Here is a 22335-nt window from a genome sequence, read left to right as displayed (position 1 = left end):
CGGGCGAAGCCCCGGGGCCGCACAGGCCGGTTGCTCTATTGTGACTCACGCACGACGGCCGACTGGGCCGGTCGCTCGCCGCCGGGCGGCGTGGGCCCGCTCGAACACGGCGGCCAGCGCGCCGGCATCGCCGGCGTCGACCGCGGCCTCCAGTTCTGCCAGCGCCCCCCTGAACGCCGCCAGGGCCTCCCGCAGCGCGGGCCGGTTGTTGGCCCAGATCTCGTGCCACAGGCCCGACGGGCTGTCGGCGATGCGGGTGGCGTCCCGGAACCCCCCGGCCGCCAGGTCCAGCGTGCCGGGCTGCGCCTCGTCCAGATCCCGGGCCGCCGCCGCCAGGGCGGTGGCGACCAGCTGCGGCAGGTGAGACACCGCGGCGACCCGCCGGTCGTGCTCCGCGGGCGACATCTGCACCGGCTCGGCCCCCAGCGCGGCCACCAGTTCCCACACGCGCTCCAGCGGCGGCACCTCCCGGCGGCCTCGCCCCGCCGACAGCAGCGTCGTCGCCCGCTCCCCCGGCGTCAGCACCCAGCGGCAGCCGGGGATCAGGTCCGCAGAGGCGTGGGCGACGCCCGAGCGCTCCCGGCCGAACATCGGGTGGCCGCCCACGAAGGCGACCCCGTCCGGCAGGTGCCGCTCCCACGCCGCCACCACGGCCTCCTTCACCGAGGCGACGTCGGTGACGACCGTGCCCGGGCGGAACCATCGGGCGGCCCGGGGGGCCAGGTCGATCATCGCCTGCACCGGCATGGCCAGGATCACCAGGTCGGCCCGGGCCAGGGCGGCGGCGGGGTCGGTGACCATGCGGTCCACCGCCCCGAGCCGCACCGCCTCCGGCACCTGCCAGGCGCCCGCGTCCGCCTCCCCCGCGCCGCCCGTGCCCGGGCCCGCCGCTGCCTCTGCAGCGGCGCCGCCGGGCCGCCCGATGCCGATCACCTCATCGGCAAGGCCCCGCTGCCGCAGGGCCATGCCGATGGAGCCGCCGATCAGCCCGACGCCCCAGATGACAACCGTGCCAAAGCCGCTAGACATGGACCGACGCAGCGACCGGCAGCCGCCGCCCCAGCACGTGGAGGATCGCGGCCACGTCGTGCATCATCTGGTGGAAGGCGGCGGGGCCGATGGTCTGGGCGGCGTCAGACTTGGCCTCGTCGGGCCGCTGATGCACCTCCACCAGAATCCCGTCGGCGCCGGCGGCCGCGGCGGCCCGGGCCAGGGCCACCACGAAGTCCCGCTTGCCCACGCCGTGGCTCGGGTCCACCACCACCGGCAGGTGGGTGAGCGACTTGGCCACGACCACGGCCGACAGGTCCAGGGTGTTGCGGGTGGCGGTCTCGAAGGTCCGCACCCCGCGCTCGCAGAGGATCACCTGGTGGTTCCCCTCGCTCATCACGTACTCGGCGGCCATCAGCCACTCCTCGATGGTGGCCGACATGCCCCGTTTCAGCAGCACCGGCTTGTTGGTCCGGCCGACGGCCCGCAGCAGGCTGAAGTTCTGCATGTTGCGGGTGCCGATCTGCAGGACGTCGGCGTACTCGGCCACCAGCTCCACATCCCGGGTGTCCATCACCTCGGTGACGATGGGCAGGCCGGTCACCGCCCGGGCCTCGGCCAGGTACTTCAGCCCCAGCTCACCCAGACCCTGGAAGGAGTACGGGCTGGTCCGGGGCTTGAAGGCGCCGGCCCTCAGCGCATGCGCGCCGCCGTCCCGCACCAGGCGGGCCGACTCCAGCAGCAGCTCGCGGCCCTCCACGGAGCAGGGCCCGGCCACAACCCAGAAGTCGCTGCCCCCCACTGTGGCCCCGCCAATGCGAATCACCGTGTCCTCCGGATGGAAGTCCCGCGAAGCCAGCTTGTAGGGCTTCGAGATCGGGGTCACCCGCTCGACGCCCGGCCTGGCCTCCAGGTTCAGGTCGGCCAGCACGCGCCGGTCTCCGCCGATCGCCCCGATGATCGTCCGCTCTTCCCCCTGGGAGAGGTGCACGCCGAATCCCGCCTCACGAACCCGCTCCACAATGTCGTTTACCTGCGCCTCGGTGGCGCCCTTCCGCATGACGATGATCACCGCTCAACACCTCGCCCTTCCTACTGGTTTCACGGGAAATCAAAATCGGCTTCCATCCCGTGTAGGGACGGAAGCCGAAAGGCTTTCGTGGTACCACCCTGCTTGGCCCGCGCGCTGCGAACCCACTCTTTACCGGGGACCATCATCCCCTGCGCCCATGATAACGGGGGCGTGCCGGCGTACCTACTCGACCGGCCCGGTTCGGCGTGCGCCGCCCACCTTCGGGCAGGTCTTTCAGCCTGCACTCACGGGTGTATTCGATCCCGCCTTCGGCGCCAGCTTGCACCAACCGCTGGCTCTCTGCAGCTCTCCGGCCTTGGGTCTACTTCTCCCGCTCATCGCTTTAAGTTATTGAAGCCAAGTTTACACCGGTACCACGGTGTCGTCAAGCCCCTTTTTTCACAAGTCGGCTAACCCATCCCCAGCAGCGACGGCCGGGTTCCGGCCTTCAGCTCCTCGGCCAGAATCCGGACCCGCTCGATCAGCACGTGCTCCGGCAGGTCATCGCCGCAGTGGCGCACGAAGGCCGATCCGACGATCGCGGCGTCGGCCACGGCCGTCACCTGCCGCACCTGCTCGGGCCGGGAGATGCCGAAGCCCACGGCGACCGGTGTATCCGTGACCGCCTTCACCGCCTCTACCGTAGCGGTCATCTTCGGCGGCAGCGCGTCACGCACGCCGGTGACGCCGGTGGACGACACGGCGTAGATGAACCCCCGGGCGAGCTCCGCCGCCCGGCGGATGCGGTCCGGCGGCGAGGTCGGGGCCACGAACTGGATCAGGTCCAGCCCCGCCTCCCGCGTGGCGGCCTGAATCTCGTCGCCCTCCTCCATCGGCACGTCGGGCAGGATCAGGCCGTCCACGCCGGCCTCGGCCGCCCGGCGGCAGAAGTTCCCAACGCCCGGGCGGAGCACCAGGTTGTAGTATGTCATGATCAGGAGCGGAATCTGCAGCCCGTCGGCCCGCAGCGTCGCGACCAGTTCCAGCACGTTGTCGGTGTTGGCGCCGGCCGCCAGCGCCCGTTGACTGGCCGCCTGGATTACCGGACCATCCGCCAGCGGGTCGGAGAAGGGCAGGCCCAGCTCCACCATGTCGACCCCCGCCTCCGCCAGGGTATGCACCAGCTTGCGGGTGGTCTCCAGCGAGGGGTCGCCGGCGGCGAGGTAGGCGATCAGCCCCTTCTCGCCCCGGCGGCGCAGGTCGGCAAACCGCTCGGCGATGCGGGTCATGCCCCCTCACCTCCCAGGATGCGGGCCACCTCGGCCATGTCCTTGTCGCCCCGGCCCGACAGGTTGATGATCACAATCTGGTCCGGTTCCATCTCGGCCGCCATCCGCACCCCGTGGTAGACGGCGTGGCTCGACTCCAGCGCCGGGATGATCCCCTCGGTCCGGCTGAGCAGTTGCATGCCCTGCAGGGCCTCCTCGTCGGTGACGGCCACGTACTCCGCCCGGCCGGTGTCCCGCAGGTAGCAGTGCTCCGGTCCCACGCCGGGGTAGTCGAGCCCGGCGGAGATGGAGTGGGCCTCCAGCACCTGGCCGTACGCATCCTGCAGAAGGTACGTCTTGGCGCCGTGGAAGACGCCGACCTCCCCGCCGCCGGTCATGGTGGCGCCGTGCTTGCCGCTCGTGAGCCCCATCCCGCCGGCCTCGGTGCCCACCAGCCGGACGCTCTCGAAGGGCACGAACGGGTGGAAGATGCCGATGGCGTTGGAGCCGCCGCCCACGCAGGCGACGATGGCGTCCGGCAGCCGCCCCTCGGCCTCCTGGATCTGGCTCATGGTCTCGAAGCCGATCACAGCCTGGAAGTCCCGCACGATCATCGGGTAGGGGTGCGGCCCCACCGCGGAGCCGATCACGTAGTGGGTCGTCTCCACGTTGGTCACCCAGTCGCGGATCGCCTCGTTCGTGGCGTCCTTCAGGGTGCGGGAGCCCGACCGGGTCGGGATCACCCGGGCGCCGAGCAGCCGCATGCGGAAGACGTTCAGCTCCTGGCGGGCCACGTCCACCTCGCCCATGTGCACGTCGCACTCCACGCCGAACAGGGCCGCCACGGTCGCGGCCGCCACGCCGTGCTGGCCGGCGCCGGTCTCGGCGATGATGCGCTTCTTGCCCATCCGCCGGGCCAGAAGGGCCTGCCCCAGGGCGTTGTTGATCTTGTGGGCGCCGGTGTGGTTGAGGTCCTCCCGCTTCAGGTAGATCTTCGCCCCACCGCCGTACTCGGTGAGCCGCTCGGCGAAGTAGAGCGGCGTCGGCCGGCCCACGTACTGCTTCCGGTAGTAGGTGAGCTCCTCCAGGAACTCCGGGTCGTCCTTGTAGCGGCGATACGCCTCCTCCAGTTCGATGCAGGCGGCCATCAGCGTCTCGGGCACGTAGCGGCCGCCGAAGGGGCCGTAGTGGCCCAGGGCATCCGGCACTGCGTTGCTCATCGCTCCGCCCCCTTTGCCGCCGCCACAAAGGCGTAGATCTTGTTGATGTCCTTCACGCCCCCGTTCTCGACCCCGCTGGAGACGTCGACCCCGCCAGGCCTCGCCTGGGCGATGGCCTCAGCCACGTTCTCCGGGGTCAGCCCGCCGGCCAGGATCAGCCGGGGCTTCCCGGGGGTGAGCGGCTCGCCGGGCTCCGCCAGCGGAACGCCGGCCCGCTCCAGGGTCTGGGCCGCCCAGCGGACCAGCGTCCAGTCCAGGGTCTGGCCCGTGCCGCCGTGCTGCCCCTCCACGTAGGGGTCCAGCAGCAGGCCGGCGGCATTCCTGTAGTCCGGCAGCCGGGCCAGGTCGTCCGGCCCCTTGATGCGAAAGGCCTTGATCACCGGCACCCCCAGCTGGTCGATCGCCTCCGGCGGCTCCGAGCCGTGCAGCTGCACCGCCTTCAGGCCACCCAGGTACACCGCCCGGCGGATCTCCTCCATCGGGGCGTCCACGAAGACGCCCACCGTCACCGTCTCGGGCGGCAACCCGCTGGCGATCGCCTCCACCCGCTCGGGGGTCACCTGCCGCCGGCTCGGGGCGAAGACGAAGCCCACCGCGTCGGCCCCGGCCTCCACGGCGGCCACCACGTCCTTCATGTACTGCAAGCCGCAAATCTTCACCCACATGCGGCATTCGCTCCTTTCGTTATTCGACTCCCCGCAGGGCCCGGAGGGCGGCGGCCACGTCCGGCTGCCGCATCAGCGACTCGCCCACCAGCACCGCCCGGGCGCCGGCCTCCGCCACCCGGCGCAGATCGGCGTGGGTCCATATGCCCGACTCGCTCACCAGCAGCCGGTCGGGCGGCACCAGGGGGGCCAGCCGCTCCGTCACCTCCAGCGTGGTGTGGAAGGTGCGCAGATCCCGGTTGTTGATGCCGATGACCGGGGCCCCGGACTCCACCGCCAGGGATAGCTCTTCGGCAGTGTGCACCTCCATGAGGACGTCCATACCCAGATCCTGGGCAAGGGCCGCCAGCCGGTTCAGATCGGCCGGGGTGCGGGTGCCCGCGCACTCGCCGTGAAACGCCGCCACGATGAGCAGGATGGCGTCCGCCCCCGCCGCCCGGGCCTCGAAGACCTGGTACTCATCGATGATGAACTCCTTGCGCATCAGGGGCAGGTCCACCGCCTGCCGAATCGCCCTCAGGTACTCCAGCGACCCCTGGAAGTAGCGCTCGTCGGTGAGCACCGAGAGGCAGGCGGCGCCGCCCGCCGCGTACGCCCGGGCAACGGCGACGGGATCGAAATCCGGCCGGATCAGCCCCTTGGACGGGCTGGCCTTCTTCACCTCGGCGATGACCTGAATGGCTTCTCCCTCCAGGGCCCGGCGGAATCCCCGGGTCGGCGGGGCCTGGCGGGCGGCGGCGATCACCGCGGCAAGCGGACGCTCCCGCCGGGCCGCCGCCACCTCCGCCTCCTTGGCGGCCAGGATCTCGGCAAGGATCATGGCCGCCTCCGGGGGAGCAGCCCCAGGGCGTCCTGCACCCGGCGGAGCACCGGGGTGGCCACCGCCTCGGCCTCCTCGGCGCCCCTGGCCAGGATCTCCTCGATCACGCCGGGCTCAGACAGCTCCTTGAACCGCTTCTGCAGGGGCTCCAGCACGGCGACGACCGCCTCGGCGACGTCCTTCTTGAACTGGCCGTAGCCGTCGTACCGCTCGGAGATCTCCTCCAGCGACATGCCGCTGCAGAGCGAGAGGATCACCATCAGGTTGGAAACGCCGGGCTTGTTCTCGGGGTCGTAGCGCACCTCGCGGCCGGGGTCGGTGACGGCCCGCTTGATCTTCTTCCGGATGACGTCCGGCGGGTCCATCAGGTAGATGGTGCCCAGCTCGTTGGTGTCGGACTTGGACATCTTCTGGGTTGGCTCCTGAAGCGACATGATCCGGCCGCCGGCCTCCCGGGGCGGGATATACGGCTCGGGCACCACCAGGAGCTCCCGCCCGAACCGGTTGTTCAGCCGCACGGCGATGTCGCGGGTCAGCTCCAGGTGCTGCTTCTGGTCGTCGCCCACGGGCACGTGGGTGGTGTCGTACAGCAGGATGTCGGCCGCCATCAGGGCGGGGTAGGTGAAGAGCCCCGTGGTAACCACCTCGGCCTTGGCCGCCTTGTCCTTGAACTGGGTCATCCGCTGCAGCTCGCCGTAATACGAGCTGACCTCCATCAGCCAGGACATCTCGGCGTGCGCCGGGACGTGGGACTGCACGAAGATCGTGGCCACCTTGGGATCGATGCCCGCCGCCACGTAGGTGCGGGCCATGTCGAGGGTGTTCTGGCGCAGCTCGGCCGGATCCTTGGGGATGGTCAGCGCGTGCAGGTCGACCACGCAGAAGTAGCACTTGGCCTCGTGCTGCAGCTTGACGAAGTTGCGCATGGCCCCCAGGTAGTTGCCCAGGGTGACCCCGCTGGTGGGCTGCATGCCCGAGAAGACGGTCTTGATCGGCCTGGTGCTCATGAAGACGTCCACTCCTTTGTACGTTGGCTTTGGGATGATCACACGCGGCGTGAGCGCCGCCGACAACTCCGGTGCATCACGGTTCGTCAAATGCCTGGAATTCCCTCAGAGAGGTGGGAACCCTGCGTTGACACGCCGGCACTTTCTGTTCAGGGCTGCGGTCTGGATCGCCGGCCTGGCCCTGGGGCTCGCCGGCTACGGCCGGTTCGTCGAGACCCGGCGGGTCCGGTTCGAGGAGCGCACCGTCAGCATCCCCGGCCTGCCCCGCCACCTGGAGGGATACACCATCGGGGTGCTCAGCGACCTGCACGTGGGGCCGACGACCCCTGCGGCCTGGGTGCGGCAGGTGGCCCAGCGGCTGGCTGAGCGGCAGCCCGACCTGGTGGTGGCGGTGGGCGACTTCATCGGCAGCCCCGAGAGCGTCGAGGCCGCCAACTGGTGCCTGGAGCCGGTGCGCGGGGCCCTGGCCGTGCTGGGCAACTGGGACTACTACGACCCGCAGATCAGGCGGGCGCTCACCAACGTGAACCTGCTGGAGAACCGGGGGGTTTTGGCCGCCGACGGCCTCTGGGTGGGCGGCGTCGACGAGCCCAGCCTGGGACAGCCCGACGTCGGCCGGGCCCTGGCCGGCGCACCGTCCGGGGCCGTGCGCATCCTGCTCTGCCACGAGCCCGACTACGCCGACCGCCTGGTCGGACCCGAGCACCGGGTGGCGCTCATGATCAGCGGCCACAGCCACGGCGGCCAGGTCCGCCTGCCCTTCATCGGCCCGGTGCTCCTGCCCCCGGGGGGCCGCCAGTACCACACCGGGCTCTACCAGGCCGCCCACTGTCAGGTCTACACCACCCGGGGCGTGGGCACCGCCCACCTCCCCATCCGCCTTCTCTGCCCGCCGGAGGTGACTTTGCTGAAGTTGGTTTCGCAGTAGTGGGCGCCACGGGTCGGCGCCGGGTCGTTCTCGAGTTGACGCAATCAGCCGAGGGGGCCAACTGCGGCGGATTTCTACTTGCCACACCGGCGAAGTCGAAATTCGCCTCACTTCGCCGGCGCTGCGCCCCGGCACCGAGTGGTTTTGGCGTGAAGGAACTGGGGGCAGGGCCCGAACTGCGGCGGATTCGATGTGAGGGAACCGGGTGCAACTCGCTAGGCCGACTCCGCCCGCAGCCGCTGCGTCAGCTCCCGCATGCGCTCCAGCACCCGCAGCGCCTCGCCCGAATCGATCGACTGCGCCGCGAGCTCAACCCCCTCACGCAGCGTGCGCACCCGGTCGGCGGCCAGCAGCGCGGCGGCGGCGTTGAGCAGCACCACGTCCCGCCGGGGGCCGGTCTCGCCCGAGAGCACCGCCTCGGTGATGCGGGCGTTCTCCTCCTTCGTGCCGCCCCGGATGTACTCCCGGGGCGCCCGGCTGAGGCCGACATCCTCCGGCACGATCCGGTAGGTCTGCACAAACCCGTCCCGCATCTCCGAGATCACCGTCGGGGCCGAGATCGAGATCTCGTCCACGCCGTCGGTGCCGTGCACCACGAGGGCGTGCTGCACCCCCAGGTTGCCCAGCACCCGGGCCAGCGGCTCGGTCAGGTTCGGGTCGTAGACGCCCATCAGCTGCGCCTGGGCCATGGCGGGGTTGGTCAGCGGCCCCAGCAGGTTGAAGATGTTCCTGAGCCCGATCTCCCGCCGCACCGGCGCCACGTGCTTCATGCTGGCGTGCAGGGCCGGGGCGTAGAGGAAGCCGATGCCCACCTCGTCGATGCAGCGGCCCACCTGCTGCGGAGTCAGGTCCAGGTTGATGCCCAGGGCCTCCAGCACGTCCGCGGAGCCGGTGAGCGAGGTCGCAGCCCGGTTGCCGTGCTTCGCCACCGCCACCCCGGCCCCCGCCACCACGAAGGCGGCGGTGGTGGAGATGTTGAACGAGTGGGAGCCATCGCCGCCCGTGCCGCAGGTGTCCACGGCCATGGGACGGCTGTGGTGCACCCGGGTGGCCCGGTCCCGCATCACCCGGGCCGCGCCGGTGATCTCCGCCACCGTCTCCCCCTTGATGCGCAGTGCCATCAGGAAGGCCGCCACCTGGGCGGGGGTGGCCTCGCCGTTCATCATCAGGCTCATGGCGGTCTCCGCCTGGGCCTCGGTCAGATCCTTCCCCTCCGCCACCAGGGCCAGCAGGGTCTTCATGTCCATCTCCACGGCCACATCCCCTCCCCTCTCAGGCTGCCGCCACACGGGCCAGCTGCAGGAAGTTCCTGAGCAGCTGCCGGCCGCCCTCAGTCAGTATCGACTCCGGATGGAACTGGATCCCGTACACCGGATCCCGCCGGTGCTGCACGGCCATCACGAGGCCGTCCTCGGTCTCGGCCGTCACGCTCAGCTCCGCAGGCAGGCTCTCCCGCTCGACCACCAGCGAATGGTAGCAGGCCGCCGTGAACGGGCTGGGGAGCCCGGCGAAGAGTCCCTCGCCGCTGTGGCTGAGGCGGCTGGCCTTGCCGTGCATCAGGCTGGGGGCCGGTACGAGCCGCCCGCCGTAGGCCCGGGCGATGGCGTGATGGCCGAGGCAGACCCCCAGGATCGGCGTGGTCGGCCCCAGCCGGCGGATCACCTCCAGGGTGATGCCCGCCTCCTCGGGCGCACAGGACCCGGGGCCGATGACGATGGCCTCCGGCTGCAGGCCGGCCACCTGCTCGACGGTGATGCGGTCGTTCCGGTAGACCGCCTGGGCCGCCCCCAGCTCGCCCAGGTACTGGACCAGGTTGTAGGTGAAAGAGTCGTAGTTGTCGATCACGACGATCATCAGAGCCCCTCCTCTGCCATCTCCAGCGCCCGGATCAGGGCCCGGGCCTTGTTCTGGGCCTCCCGGTACTCCGCCGCGGGGTCGGAGTCGGCCACGATGCCGGCGCCGGCCTGAATGAAGACCCGGTCGCCCTGCATCACCATCGTGCGGATGGCGATGCACGTATCCATGGCGCCGCCCCACGAGAAGTAGCCCACCGCCCCGCCGTAGATCCCCCTGCGCACGGGCTCCAGCTCGTCGATGATCTCCATCGCCCGCACTTTGGGGGCCCCGCTGAGCGTGCCCGCCGGAAAGCAGGCGGCCAGTACGTCGAAGGCGTCCCGGTCGGCGGCCACTTCGCCCCGGATGTCGCTGACGAGGTGCATCACGTGGGAGTAACGCTCCACCTGCATCAGCCGGTTCACCTGCACCGATCCGTAGGCGCAGACCCGGCCCAGGTCGCTGCGGCCCAGGTCCACCAGCATCACGTGCTCGGCCCGCTCCTTCTCGTCCGCCAGCAGCTCCGCCTCCAGCCGCTGATCCTCCGCCTCCGTGGCGCCCCGGGGCCGTGTGCCCGCCAGGGGGCGTGTGGTCGCCACGCCGTCCTCCACCCGCACCAGGAGCTCGGGCGAGGCGCCGATCACCTTCAGGTCGCCGAAGGCCAGGTAGAACATGTACGGGCTCGGGTTGAGCATGCGCAGGGCCCGGTAGATGTCCAGCGGTCGGCTGCGCACCCGGGTCTCCCACCGCTGCGAGAGCACCACCTGGAAGGCATCGCCGGCCTGGATGTAGTCTTTCGCCCGCTCCACGGCCTCCGCGAACGCCTCCGGGGTCTGGGCCGGCTGCACCTCCAGCGGCCGGGGCCGGCCCCAGGGCAGTCCCGCCGGCAGCGGCACCGGCCCCCGCAGCCGTTCCACCGCCCGGTCCAGCAGGGCCTGCGCCCGCCGGTAGGCCACTGTCGGCTCGTCGCCCGGCAGCGTGTTGGCGATCAGGAGCAGCTTGTGCTTCAGGTGGTCGAAGACCACCACCAGCTCCGGGGCCATGAAGAGCGCGTCCGGCAGGTTGAGGTCGTCGCGTGCGGCCCCGGGCAGGTGCTCGTAGGCCCGCACGGCGTCGTAGGCCAGGTAGCCCACCGGACCGCCGGCGAACCGGGGCAGACCGGGCGGCTGGTAGACGGCGAAGCGCCCCATCACCTGCCGCAGGTGCCCGAGCGGATCCCCCTCGAGCCGCTCGCCCCGCTCGCCCACGGTCACCATGCCGACGGTGCGGTACTCAGCCGCCTCGTCCCCCGACAGGAGGCGGCTGACGCCGTCCTTGTGCGCCAGGGTGAAGAACGGCCGGCAGCCCAGAAAGGAGTAGCGGGCCACCTGCTCGCCGCCCTCCACCGACTCGAACAGGAAGGCGCCCGGCTCGTCGAGGCAGAGCTTCATGAAGACGGAGATCGGCGTCTCCAGATCGGCCAGGATTTCTCTGCAGACGGGAATCAGGTTGTACTCTCTGGCCAGGCTCTGATAAGTCCCCAGACTGGGGTGGACCATTGCGCTCACGCTCCCTCGGGTTGACAATGCAAAATGGCCTTCGTCCCCTCTTCAGGGACGAAGGCCATTGAATACAGCCTACGCGGTGCCACCCCAATTCGCCTGCAGTGCAGGCGCGCTCTTTCGCGGGTACCATCATACCCTCTACCCGATAACGGTGGAAGACACCGGCCCGCCTACTGATGCGCCAGGGCGGCGCATGTTCGGCCGACAAGCTCCTGGGACCATTCGCCAGACTCCTCCGTACCGGACCTCACACCCTGGGGCGCCTGCCCCCGCCGGCTCGCTGAGACGGATCGGTCTGGGTACTCTCCCCATTCATCGCCGCAAGTCGCTCTGGTTTGACAAAGACATTAGCACGGCTCTGGGCCGCCTGTCAACACCTGTTGTGCGAAATTGCTGCCAGCCCGTTGACACAGACTCAGGCGGCTGGTACGAATGAATTGTCAAAACCGTGTTTCTAGAGGAGGATCGCCTCATGAGCATGCGCCCACAGCCGGCCGGCCCGCGCGCCGGGCCCGGTCTCGCGCCTTCCCTGCCACTCTGGCTGCGGGCCGTTCTCTGGTGCCAGGCGCTCTTCTGGGGCGCCTGGTGGATCGGATACCTCTGGCTGCCCGAGGGCATCCTGCGGGGCAAGCTGATCGCCGCCCAGCTGCCCATCGACCACCTGCCGTTCCTGCCCCGCACCCTGGCGGTCATCGGCTATAACCTGCTCTGGATGCTGCTCTTCGCCGTGTGGGCCAACAGGGTTCAGGTGCGGCGCTGGCCCCTGGGGCTCACCGCCGTCAACGCCATGTGGCTGATCTTCGGCCTGCTGCTGGGCACCAACTCGTTCGGCGTGCCCAGGCCGGCTCCCCTGCGGCCCACGCTGGACGGGTTCCTGCTGCGGCCCGGGGTCATGGAGCTCAGCGCCTACCTGCTGGCGGCCATCGCCACGGCCTCCACCGGGCGGGTGAACCAGCTCGAATGGCTGTCCGGCTGGGCCGAGCGGCTGGAACCGTCACCCCTCCGGCGGCGTGACTGGCTGCTGCTGGCGGTGGCCCTGCTGCTCCTGGTGACCGCCGCGGTGCGAGAGGTGATCTCCTGGTGCAACGTCACCGGCGGGTGCTGAACAGCCGTCACACGGCATCCCGCTGCCGCGCCCCCTCAGCCGGCCGCCGGGTGCGGGCGTAGACCAGAATCGCCAGCAGCGGCACGATGAGGCCGGAGGTCATCACCTTCATCTGGGCGGCGTAGCCGGCGGCGTCGTAGAGCATGCCGCCCAGGAGCGGGCCGATCATGCGCCCGATGGTCTGCCCGGAAAGGATGAACCCCTGCAGCGAGCCGCGCCTCTCTGGCGGAGAGAGGCGGGCCACGGTGGCGGGGAAGATCGGCCAGAGGAGCATCTCGCCGAAGGTCAACAGCACCATCGACGTCACGAAGACGCCGTAGCGGTCGGAGGTCAGCAACACGCCGAACGCCAGGGCGTAGAGCACCGTGCCGGCGACCATCTGGGCGGTGGCGCGCCGGAGCAGGCGCACCATCAGTCCCAGAACCGGCTGGCCGACGAAGATGAGCACCCCGTTCAGCGTCCAGAGCGCAGAGAAGGCGGAGAGGCCGAAGCCCAGCTGCTGCGTCCGGATCGAGTTGCCCGTCTGCCACTGGCTGTAGACCACCGTGAGGCTGACGAAGGCAACGAACAGGGCGACGATGGGCGCCCAGGGAATCGGGCCCGCGTGGCCGTCCGCGGCCCTGCCGGCCGTACCCGCCCCGGCCTCTTCTGCGGGCAGCTGCTCCTCACGGATGAAGGCCGCGGCAAACAGGGCGTAGAGCAGGAACAGGACGGATGCGCCCCCGAAGGCCAGCGCGAAGGAGCGGTCGGCCAACACGCCGCCCAGGGCGGTGCCCACGGCCACGCCGATGTTGCTCGCGACGTAGTTGAAATTGAACGCCCGGCGTCCCTGGCCTGGCCAGGCCCGCGCGACCATCGCGTTCACCGGCGGCACCGCCATGGCGGCGGTGAAACCGTACAGAATCATGCCCGCCACGTAGGCCGGCCACGCGCTCGTGGCGGCCAGCAGCGCGGTGGCCAGGGCGGCGCCCATGAGCCCCGTGAGCATGACGGGCCGGGCGCCCGTGCGGTCGTGGAGCCAGCCGCCGACCAGCTGGCCGAGCATGGCCCCGGCGGAGTGCACGAGGAGCACCGTCCCCGCGACGGTCATCGAGCGGCCCAGGTGCTCGTGGATGTACACGGTCGTCAGCGGCCAGATGAAGGACATGCCGGTGGCGTTGAGGAAGCTGCCGAAGGCCAGGAACCAGAGCATACGGGGGTGGCTGTCAAACAGGGCAGCGACTCGTGCGCGCACGTTCAATTCTGGTCCCTCCAGTTGTGACAAGCACAGCCCCTAGTTTACCACCCCGCAGGATCGGCGGTGAAGGGAGAACCCTTGCGCCGGCGCCAGCCTGCCCCGCGCCGTCCTGCCCTGCGCCACCCTGTCCTGCGCGCCGGAGGCGCCGCCAGCTGCCCGGCTGGCGGCGCCTCCGCCGTTCGATACGGTTCGCGGCCCGTCACCGCCCGGGCGCGAACTGCACGGTTTATTCGCCCGCCGCAGCGCCGGCCTCCATGCGCAGGTTCACCGCGCCGATCAGGTCGGCCAGCGCACCGGCCACGTCGCCCTCCCGCTTGCCGGCCAGGTAATGTGTACGCACCAGGGCGAGCATCTCGTCCACGTCCACCCCGGCGGCGCGGAAGTTGGCGCCCATGTAGAAGCGCATGTTGTAGTTGTCCCCGGTGAAAATGATCAGGTAGAGCGTATCAGGCCCCGGCACGCCCCATTCGGCCGCGACCCGGTCCAGGTAGGCGGTGGGGTCCTCCCCCTCTGTGCTGTCGATTACCAGGATCTTGTACTGTACGGGCCCCTCGGCCGCCAGCGCGGCCTCCAGCGCGGCCACGTCTCCCGGCAGCCCGGCTTCGGTCGTGTCCTGCAGGGCCACGTCAGGAAGGTTTTCGGGCACCGGCCGGGCGGCGGCGTAGGCCGCGCCCACCGAGCAGGCCAGGATGGCAGCAAGGGCCAGGGTCAGACGAATAACGCGCTTCACAGTGCATGACCTCCATACGGGATAAAGTGCTTCCACACCCTCCACAACGAAAAACCCACCGGTAAGGTTACCGGTGGATTCCATTTTTCTCGCTGGCCTCCCGGTGAGCGGACGTAAGCGGCGCGCTCCCTACACGGCGAGCAGCCCCGTCCGCGCCAGGGCGCGGCGCACCGCTGCGGCCCCCACCGCCGCCGCGGCCACCTTCGCGAGGTCAAACGGCACGAAAGGCAGCACCCAGCCCGTCAGCACGGCCGCCAGCCCCTGGCCTCCGATCAGCCACGCCCAGCCGGCCCCGCCGGCGTAGATCACCGCGAGGCCGGCCAGCATCGCGCCCGCGAGGCGCCCGAACCCGGTTCCCGCCGGCGCCAGCGCCCCCACGACGGCTGCCGCCAGCGGATAGCTCCACAGATAACCCGCCGTCGGCCCCGCCAGCACCTGCAGCCCGGCGCTGCCCCCGGCGAACACCGGCAGCCCCACGGCCCCCAGCAGCAGGTAGAGCCCCATGGCGGCGGCCCCCCAGGCGGGACGCAGCAGGCCGCCGGCCAGCAGCACCACCAGCACCTGGAGCGTCACCGGCACCGCGGGCACGCCGGGCAGGAAGAACCGGACCGGCGCGACGGCGGCGATCAGCGCCGCCATCACGGCGGCCAGCACCAGATTCCGCAGTCGTGATGTGCGCATGCAACCCCCACCCTCCATATGTCAACCTACCTTGGGGAATAGGTTAACATACGGAGGTCGGTGACGCAATCCCTTTACGCTTCGATCGGCCGGCCGACCTCCCGCCCATCGAGCAGCGCCTCCAGCACCGCGGCGACCCCGTCCTCCATGTTGGAGAGGGTCTCCCGCTGTGCGACGGCCCGCAGGCCGGGATGCGCGTTCTTCATCGCCACCCCCAGGCCGGCGGCGGCCAGCAGGTCGAGGTCGTTCAGGAAGTCGCCGATCGCCAGGGAGCGCTCCCGCGGGATGCCGAGGCGCTCCAGCAGCGCCTGCACGCCCGCCCCCTTCCCTCCGGTGGGCGGCAGCACCTCCAGATAGGCTTCATACGAGCGGACCAGCTTCACCGGCAGGTCGGCCGCCACAATGGCCTCTTCCGCCCGGTCCAGCTGCTCCGGCTCGCCGATGGTCAGGATCTTCATGATGGTGCCGCAGGTGGCCGGCGAGAGGTCGGGCTGCACGCCGACGGTAATGCCGTCGAGGCGCAGGTGCGTGTCGATGGTGGGCGTGATCTCCCGGACCACCGCCCGGCGCGTCCCGTGGACGACCAGGTGCAGCCCCGCCTCCTCCAGCAGCGGCCACACCGCCGCCACCGCCTCGGGATCCATGGGGTGGACCACGAGGTCCCGGTCGGTGGTGGGGTCGTAGAGGAGCGACCCATTCAGCAGGACCAGGGGCGTCCGGATCTGCAGGTCGCGGAAATACCGCTCCGACGCCTCCACCCCGCGCCCGGTGGCGAACGAGAACCGGCCGCCGGCAGCCTCAAAGCGCCTGATGGCCGCCTTGGTGCGCTCTGAGATGGTCTTGTCGTCCCGCAGCAGCGTGCCGTCCATGTCGGAAATCACGAGATCATACTGCAAACTGCAACCCATCCCTTATCAGATTGGTCACCCCATAGCTTAACTGATAAGCCGCAGAACCGCCATCGGCGCGGAGGTACGAGACCCCGGCTCTGGCCGCCGCAGGCGGTGTCAGACGCCGGTTCCGCCGGCGAACGCATCGACGTAGGCCCTGTCCTCCACCCGCATCACCTGCCGGTTGAAGAACTGTGCGCCCGTGACCACCGCGATCACGGCCCCCAGCAGCGCGAGGCCCACGCCGGGGTCCACCCGGGCGGCCAGCCACCCTGCCATCACCTGGCCCAGCGGCGCCAGCGACTGCGCCATCACCCGGCGCACCGCAAAGACGCGCCCCTGGTACTCGCGGGCCACCAGCCCCTGCCAGATCGCCTGGGAGTGGGCGTTGGCCATGGGGCCCGAGAAACTGACGAAGAACGCGGCCGCCCCGGCCAGGTAGAGGCCGGGCAGAAGGCCGAGCCCCATCTGGGCGATGCCGCCCAGGATCATGGCGAGGAACAGCACCACCACGCGACGCCGAAGCGCGCCGCCCCACAGGCTCACCAGGATCCCGCCAGTCAGGCCGCCCACCGCCATCATCGTGTTCAGGGTGGCCAGGGCGGCTTCGTACGTCATGCCCCTGGCCATCCAGTCGGCGGCCAACTCCACCTTCACGATCAGGGGCAGGAAGACGCCCAGCGGCAGACAGAGGTTGGCCACCGCAAAGGTGGCCAGCAGCCAGAGCAGGGGCGGCCGCCGGCGGATGTACTCCACGCCGAAGCGGACGTCGGCCCAGAGCGAGGTGGGCGGCTCCGCCTGGCCGGCCCGGCGCATACCCCGCGGCGAGGGGATGCGCAGGAAGAGCAGGACGGCGCCTGCGAACAGGAACGAGGCGGCATCCACGCCGAACGCCAGGGGAACGCCGCTCTCCAGCCGGCCCAGCAGACCGCCCGGGCCGGAAGGCAGCACGCCGCTGCGGGCCAGCGCCGGCAGAGCGATGATCGAGGCCGCCAGGGCGGGCGAGAGCACCCCCGAGAGCGACCAGATGGTCTGCATCATGCCGTTGGCCCGGGGAAGCTGCTCGTCCGGGACCAGCATGGCATACGAGGTGTCGAAGGCCGAGTTGTGCACGGCATCGGTCATGCCCAGCAGCCCGGCGGTCAGCACCACCATCCAGACCTCCAGGAGGCCGGTGGCCGCCAGGAACGCGGCGAGGGTCATCACCGCGCCGTTGACCAGGTTCATGGAAAGCATCAGCCGCTTCCGGTCCATCCGGTCAGCCAGGGCGCCGGCAATGGGCGTGGTGATGAGGCTGGCCACGCCCATCGCCATCCCCGCGGCGGCCAGGGCCCAGGCCAGCTGCGACTTGTGCTCCGCCAGCGGGTAGGCCGTCGTCGCCAGCCACACGTTCAGGGCGAAGAGGGTGATCTCCGTGCCCAGCACGGAGACCGACTGGGAAGCCCAGAGGATCACGAAGATCCGGAATCCGCCCACCGGCGGCTGGTAGCCCAAGTTGTCCACTCCCTGCTTGTGCGCTAAGCTGTGCGCTTCGGCAGCAGCGGGACTGATCCCTGCCCGGCAGCCGGCCCATCCGGTCCAGTCCGGCCCGTGTGGCCCAGTCCGGCCCAGTCCGATCCGTGCGGCTCAGTCCGGCCCAGTCAGGCCCAGTCCGACTCATGCGGCTCAGTCCGGCCCAGTCAGGCCTACCCGGTGCGCAGGATCACGTCCGGCCGCTGTGCGACCCCGGGCCAGGCGGCCAGGGCGGCGGTCGCCGCGGCCACGGCGCCCGTCACCAGAGGAGTGGCCAGCGCGAGCGCATCCACATACACACGGGTCTGCAGGATGATCCCCGCGATCACGGCGACCGCCAGCACCGACAGGAGGCCGCCCTGCACGCCGCCGACGACCCCGATCAGGCCGTACTGCACGGCCACGCCGCCCAGCAGGTGGCCCGGCGCGATGCCGGTCACCTTCATCACGGCCAGCTCCCGTCGCCGCTGGGCGATGCTGAGGCTGACGTCGTTCAGGATGAGCAGCAGCGCCGCCACCAGCGAGAGCAGCGAGACGATGCCGAGGATGGCCGACTGGAAGTCCAGCGTCTGGGTGACGGCCAGCAGCTGGTCGTCCACGTGCAGCACGTAGGCCGCGGACGACAGCGCGTCGTTCAGGTCCTTCATCGCTTCCAGGACCTCGTCAGCGGGCACCTGGGCAGTGAAGGAGACCGAACGCGGGCCGACCCGCTCCAGCATGTCCGCCGATGTGCGCATGAAGGCGGTCTTCACCAGTTCGGTCTTCATCAGGCCGACCACCTCGAAGGCCACATGCTCCGGCCCGAGCCCCAGCACGACCTCGTCGCCCACGGCGATCTCCAGGTCGGCAGCCATGGCATCCAGCATCAGCAGGACGGGTCTGCCCGCGTCAGCCGCGGTCAGGTCGCGGCCCGCCGTAATCACGTAGGACGGCCGCTCGCCCGCCAGGTCCATTCCCTGCAGGCGGAAGGCCGGGTCCGCCAGGTACTCGGCCCCGGCAGCGATGGCCTCCGCCTGGGCCTCCTCCCCGGGACGGTCGCCAACGGTGATGAGGGCAGCGTCCACGTTCACCGCCCGGGCGACGCTTCCGGCCGGGAGCATCCGGCGCAGCACCGCCTCCACCTCTGCCTCGGCGTCCGCCGGCGCGACCACGAAGAGGTTGCCGCCGCTCTGCGTGGCCAGCTGCTGTCGGAGTCCCTGCTTCAACGCCGGTCCCATGAGCCCGCTGAGCCCCACCGCCAGAACGCTCACGGTGAGGCAGAGCGCCGTCAGGGCGTTGCGCCGGCTGCCCGCCCGCAGGTCGTGCAGGGCCAGGTAGGCGGTGCGGCGTGCGAGCCCCTTGCCCATCCCCAGCAGTCGCAGGAGCAGTCCCGAAACCCACGCGAGCAGGTTGAGCACGGCCGCCCCGCCCAGGGCGGCGAACAACCCGCGCAGCAGGCTGTCCCAGATCGAGGCGTCGGCCCCCCGGAGCGGGTGGAGGTAGACGCCGGCCAGCACCCCGACGAAAAGCAGCACCTGCAGGCGGTTGCCCAGCGAGGGCCGCAGAGCACGGGCGGCGGCATCGGTTCCGTCCTCACGCCAGGCGAGGGCAGGCGGGATGCGGGCCGCCGCCGTCGCGGGCAGCCACGCGGCCACCAGCGCCGCTCCGAGGCCCACCGCCCCGCCGAGCAGAAGCGCTGCCGGGCGCATCTGCCAGGCCAGGTCCAGCTGCAGGAAGCGCCCCAGGTAGAGCGTGGCCGCGCCGCTGACCGCCAGGGTGAGCAGCAGGCCGAGCAGTACCCCTGCGCTGCTGATGACCCCGGCCTCCGTGAGCATCAGGGCGAGCACCTGACGGGGCCTGACCCCCACGGCCTTCATGGTGGCGATCTCCCGCACCCGGCCCCGCACCAGCATCTGGGCCGTGTTGGCGACGCCGATGGAGGCGATGAGCACCGCTGCGGCGCCGAAGATGTGCAGAAAGAGCATGAGGTCATCGACCCGGGCCCGGAGCCGCCGGTGCTCCTCGACGGCGGAGTGGGTCTTCGAGAGGGGCTGTGCGGCCTCCAGCTCCGCCCGCGCCGCCTCCAGGGCCGCCGGGTCGTCAGCCCGGATGAGGACCTGGTGCACGGCGCCCGGCGCCGCCCGCAGCAGGCCCCGGGCCTCCTCCAGGTTCATGTAAGCGACGCCGAAGATGTTGGCGTCCTGCGCCTGCTCCGTGTAGAGGCTGACCACGTGGGCCACGCGGAAGGTGTGATTCGCCGCCCCGTCGTGCAGCTCCACCATGTCGCCGGCAGTCACCCCGAGCCGGTCCGCAACGTTCTGCGTAAGGGCCACCTCACCCGGCTGCAGGCCGTCCCCCGGGCCGTCCAGCCGGCTCCGGCCATAGAAGGGGTAGGCCGTCGGGTCGATGCCCTTCACGAAGACGATGGAGGAGCGCCGGGGAGAGCGGATGTAGGTGCGGCCGATCAGGGCCGGGGTCCACTGGGCCACCCCGGGCCTGTCCAGCGCCTCGGCCAGCTGCACCTCGTCGCCGGGGCGGACCGTCATGGACCAGACGACATCGGCCCCCAGGCTGGACCGGGCATCGGCCCCCAGGTTGGACCGGGCATCGGCCCCCAGCACGGCGTCGGCGGACTGGTAGGTCCAGGCGGCGGTGGCGGCGGTGGCGGCGAAGGCGGTGGCCACGGCGATGCCCAGGGCGGTGATGGCGCTGCGCAGCCGGCCGTGGCGCACGGAGCGGATCGCCGCCGAGAGGTGGACCAGCATCAGCGGTTCACCTCCTCCCGCAGGATGCGGCCGTCCTGCAGGGTGATCACCCGGTCGGCCCGGGCCGCGACCCGCGGGTCGTGGGTGGCCAGGATCAGGGCGCAGCCCTCACGGCGGCGGATGGCATCCAGCAGGTCGAGCACCTTCTGCCCGGTCTCGGAGTCCAGATTGCCCGTCGGCTCGTCGCCGATGATCAGGCCCGGCCGGTTGATCAGGGCGCGGGCGATCGCCACCCGCTGCCGCTGCCCGCCCGGGAGCTGCGCCGGCAGGTGGTGCAGCCGGTCGGCCAGGCCGACGAGCCGTAGGAGCTCCTTCGCCCGCGCCCGCACCTGCCGCAGGGGAGCCGGGCCGAACCGGGCAGGCAGCTCCACATTCTCCAGGGCCGTCATGCTGGCAATCAGGTTGAAGGACTGGAAGATGAAGCCCACGTGCCGGCGGCGCAGCAGGGCCAGGCCGGTCTCGTCCAATCCATCCAGGTCGTTTCCGGCGATGGCCACCCGCCCCCGGGTGGGGCGGTCGAGCCCGGCCAGCAGTGAGAGCAGCGTGGACTTGCCCCTGCCGCTGGGTCCCTGGAGGCAGAGGAACTCGCCCGGCTTCACTGCGAGACTCACGCCCCGCAGGGCGCGCACAGGGCCGGCCTCGGTGGGGTACTCGCGGGTGAGGGTCTCCGCGGCGATCACGGGGCCGTCGGCGCGGGGACGGCTACGAACGGTCTGCATCGCGGGGATCACTCCTCTGGTCTTGGTTATCCGCGACGAGGGGGTTCAGGAGGTGAGACGTCAAAGGCGCCTGCAGTACTCCACATACTGTAGGCGCCCTTTTGAGTATTAGCGCTATCTGCCGCATTTGCGCCCGCGCCCCTCGCCTTCACGCTTTAACCGCAGCGCGACTCCTTCAGACCTTAACGACTAGGCGTACTTCGCTCCGCCGCCCACTCCTTCATGCCTTAACCGCTGGGCGCAGGGCCGCGCCGCCGCCTAACTGCGGCGAATTTCCACTTCGCCCTCACCAACAACTCGAAATCCGCCGCACGTGGCTCGGCCGCCTCACTCCTTCACGCCTTTGCCACCCGGGCGCAGGGCCGCGCCGCTCCTCTCCTTCACCCCTTAACCATCGCGCGCAGTGCGGAGCCGCCGCCTAACTGCGGCGATCTTCCACTTCGTCCACACCAACAAGTCGAAATCCGCCGCACTTCGCTCCGCCGCCCACTCCTTCATGCCTTAACCGCTGGGCGCAGGGCCGCGCCGCCGCCTAACTGCGGCGAATTTCCACTTCGTCCACACCAACAAGTCGAAATCCGCCGCACGTGGCTCGGCCGCCTCGCTCCTTCACGCCTTTGCCACCCGGGCGCAGGGCCGCGCCGCTCCTCTCCTTCACCCCTTAACCATCGCGCGCAGTGCGGAGCCGCCGCCTAACTGCGGCGATCTTCCACTTCGTCCACACCAACAAGTCGAAATCCGCCGCACTTCGCTCCGACGCCTGACTGCTTCATGCCTTAACCACCCGGGCGCAGGGCGGCACCGCCGCCTAGCTGCGGCGAATTTCCACTTCGTCCACACCAACAAGTCGAAATCCGCCGCACTTCGTACCGCCGCCCCACTCCTTCATGCCTTAACCACCCGGGCGCAGGGCCGCGCGGCCTCCCTACTGCGGCGAATTTCCACTTCGCCCTCACCAACAACTCGAAATCCGCCGCACGTGGCTCGGCCGCCTCACTCCTTCACGCCTTTGCCACCCGGGCGCAGGGCCGCGCCGCTCCTCTCCTTCACCCCTTAACCATCGCGCGCAGTGCGGAGCCGCCGCCTAACTGCGGCGATCTTCCACTTCGTCCACACCAACAAGTCGAAATCCGCCGCACGTGGCTCGGCCGCCTCACTCCTTCACGCCTTTGCCACCCGGGCGCAGGGCCGCGCCGCTCCTCTCCTTCACCCCTTAACCATCGCGCGCAGTGCGGAGCCGCCGCCTAACTGCGGCGATCTTCCACTTCGTCCACACCAACAAGTCGAAATCCGCCGCACTTCGCTCCGACGCCTGACTGCTTCATGCCTTAACCACCCGGGCGCAGGGCGGCACCGCCGCCTAGCTGCGGCGAATTTCCACTTCGTCCACACCAACAAGTCGAAATCCGCCGCACTTCGTACCGCCGCCC

Annotated in this window: 19 protein-coding genes; 2 read left to right on the top strand and 17 right to left on the bottom strand. The window is 70.5% G+C overall.

Going from position 1 to position 22335, the window contains the following annotated elements:
• Positions 1-45: 45 nt before the first annotated feature.
• From ACZ45O_RS03320 to trpS, 7 genes are all read right to left on the bottom strand, one after another.
• Complete coding sequence (locus ACZ45O_RS03320) at positions 46-1029, bottom strand: prephenate dehydrogenase (RefSeq protein WP_464855539.1); 984 nt, start codon at positions 1027-1029, stop codon at positions 46-48.
• Positions 1022-2062 carry a 3-deoxy-7-phosphoheptulonate synthase gene (gene aroF, locus ACZ45O_RS03315; RefSeq protein ID WP_464855538.1) on the bottom strand — a complete coding sequence of 347 codons (1041 nt, stop codon included), beginning with the start codon at positions 2060-2062 and terminating at the stop codon, positions 1022-1024. Before aroF ends, ACZ45O_RS03320 begins: the two co-directional genes overlap by 8 nt.
• A gap of 410 nt (positions 2063-2472) precedes the next feature.
• Positions 2473-3291 (bottom strand): tryptophan synthase subunit alpha, encoded by an 819-nt coding sequence (gene trpA / locus ACZ45O_RS03310; protein ID WP_464855537.1) that lies wholly within the window; start codon positions 3289-3291, stop codon positions 2473-2475.
• Complete coding sequence (gene trpB, locus ACZ45O_RS03305) at positions 3288-4490, bottom strand: tryptophan synthase subunit beta (RefSeq protein WP_464855536.1); 1203 nt, start codon at positions 4488-4490, stop codon at positions 3288-3290. Before trpB ends, trpA begins: the two co-directional genes overlap by 4 nt.
• Complete coding sequence (locus tag ACZ45O_RS03300) at positions 4487-5155, bottom strand: phosphoribosylanthranilate isomerase (RefSeq protein ID WP_464855535.1); 669 nt, start codon at positions 5153-5155, stop codon at positions 4487-4489. The genes trpB and ACZ45O_RS03300 overlap by 4 nt, the downstream gene beginning before the upstream one ends.
• 19 nt (positions 5156-5174) lie before the next feature.
• On the bottom strand, positions 5175-5975 hold the full coding sequence (gene trpC / locus ACZ45O_RS03295) for an indole-3-glycerol phosphate synthase TrpC (RefSeq protein ID WP_464855534.1): 801 nt from the start codon (positions 5973-5975) through the stop codon (positions 5175-5177).
• Complete coding sequence (gene trpS / locus ACZ45O_RS03290) at positions 5972-6982, bottom strand: tryptophan--tRNA ligase (protein WP_464855533.1); 1011 nt, start codon at positions 6980-6982, stop codon at positions 5972-5974. Before trpS ends, trpC begins: the two co-directional genes overlap by 4 nt.
• Positions 6983-7109: 127 nt before the next feature.
• On the opposite strand from trpS, the gene ACZ45O_RS03285 reads away from it, so the two are divergent.
• Positions 7110-7910, top strand: a complete 801-nt coding sequence (locus ACZ45O_RS03285; protein WP_464855532.1) for a metallophosphoesterase — start codon at positions 7110-7112, stop codon at positions 7908-7910.
• A gap of 215 nt (positions 7911-8125) precedes the next feature.
• Here ACZ45O_RS03285 and trpD read toward each other — a convergent pair whose 3' ends face one another.
• Genes trpD through trpE form a run of 3 tightly spaced genes read right to left on the bottom strand, consistent with a single transcriptional unit; the run spans position 8126 to position 11281 of the window.
• A complete protein-coding gene (trpD, locus tag ACZ45O_RS03280; RefSeq protein ID WP_464857644.1) occupies positions 8126-9151 on the bottom strand; it encodes an anthranilate phosphoribosyltransferase in 1026 nt (341 codons plus the stop codon).
• A 31-nt stretch (positions 9152-9182) separates the two neighbouring features.
• Entirely contained in the window at positions 9183-9764 is a 582-nt protein-coding gene (locus ACZ45O_RS03275) for an anthranilate synthase component II (protein ID WP_464855531.1), read from the bottom strand.
• Entirely contained in the window at positions 9764-11281 is a 1518-nt protein-coding gene (gene trpE / locus ACZ45O_RS03270) for an anthranilate synthase component I (protein WP_464857642.1), read from the bottom strand. The genes ACZ45O_RS03275 and trpE overlap by 1 nt, the downstream gene beginning before the upstream one ends.
• Before the next feature lie 478 nt (positions 11282-11759).
• On the opposite strand from trpE, the gene ACZ45O_RS03265 reads away from it, so the two are divergent.
• Positions 11760-12392 carry a hypothetical protein gene (locus ACZ45O_RS03265; RefSeq protein WP_464855530.1) on the top strand — a complete coding sequence of 211 codons (633 nt, stop codon included), beginning with the start codon at positions 11760-11762 and terminating at the stop codon, positions 12390-12392.
• Positions 12393-12399: 7 nt separating this feature from the next.
• Here the strand turns inward: ACZ45O_RS03265 and ACZ45O_RS03260 are convergent, their stop codons facing one another.
• The 7 genes from ACZ45O_RS03260 to ACZ45O_RS03230 form a co-directional block, all read right to left on the bottom strand.
• A complete protein-coding gene (locus tag ACZ45O_RS03260; RefSeq protein ID WP_464855529.1) occupies positions 12400-13626 on the bottom strand; it encodes an MDR family MFS transporter in 1227 nt (408 codons plus the stop codon).
• A gap of 229 nt (positions 13627-13855) precedes the next feature.
• The gene (locus ACZ45O_RS03255) at positions 13856-14359 is read right to left on the bottom strand and encodes a TPM domain-containing protein (protein WP_464855528.1); all 504 of its coding nucleotides are present in this window, start codon (positions 14357-14359) and stop codon (positions 13856-13858) included.
• Positions 14360-14488: 129 nt separating this feature from the next.
• Positions 14489-15040, bottom strand: coding sequence for a biotin transporter BioY (locus ACZ45O_RS03250; protein ID WP_464855527.1), 552 nt, complete (start codon positions 15038-15040; stop codon positions 14489-14491).
• 74 nt (positions 15041-15114) lie between these two features.
• On the bottom strand, positions 15115-15936 hold the full coding sequence (locus ACZ45O_RS03245; RefSeq protein WP_464855526.1) for a Cof-type HAD-IIB family hydrolase: 822 nt from the start codon (positions 15934-15936) through the stop codon (positions 15115-15117).
• Between the two features lie 111 nt (positions 15937-16047).
• Complete coding sequence (locus ACZ45O_RS03240) at positions 16048-17424, bottom strand: MFS transporter (protein WP_464855525.1); 1377 nt, start codon at positions 17422-17424, stop codon at positions 16048-16050.
• Positions 17425-17615: 191 nt separating this feature from the next.
• Entirely contained in the window at positions 17616-20186 is a 2571-nt protein-coding gene (locus ACZ45O_RS03235) for an FtsX-like permease family protein (protein WP_464855524.1), read from the bottom strand.
• Entirely contained in the window at positions 20186-20905 is a 720-nt protein-coding gene (locus ACZ45O_RS03230; protein WP_464855523.1) for an ABC transporter ATP-binding protein, read from the bottom strand. Before ACZ45O_RS03230 ends, ACZ45O_RS03235 begins: the two co-directional genes overlap by 1 nt.
• Positions 20906-22335: the final 1430 nt, after the last annotated feature.

It is taken from the genome of Symbiobacterium turbinis (assembly GCF_055383075.1).
Note: the sequence above shows the minus strand (reverse complement) of the source record. Positions and strands in the feature narration are given on the sequence as shown.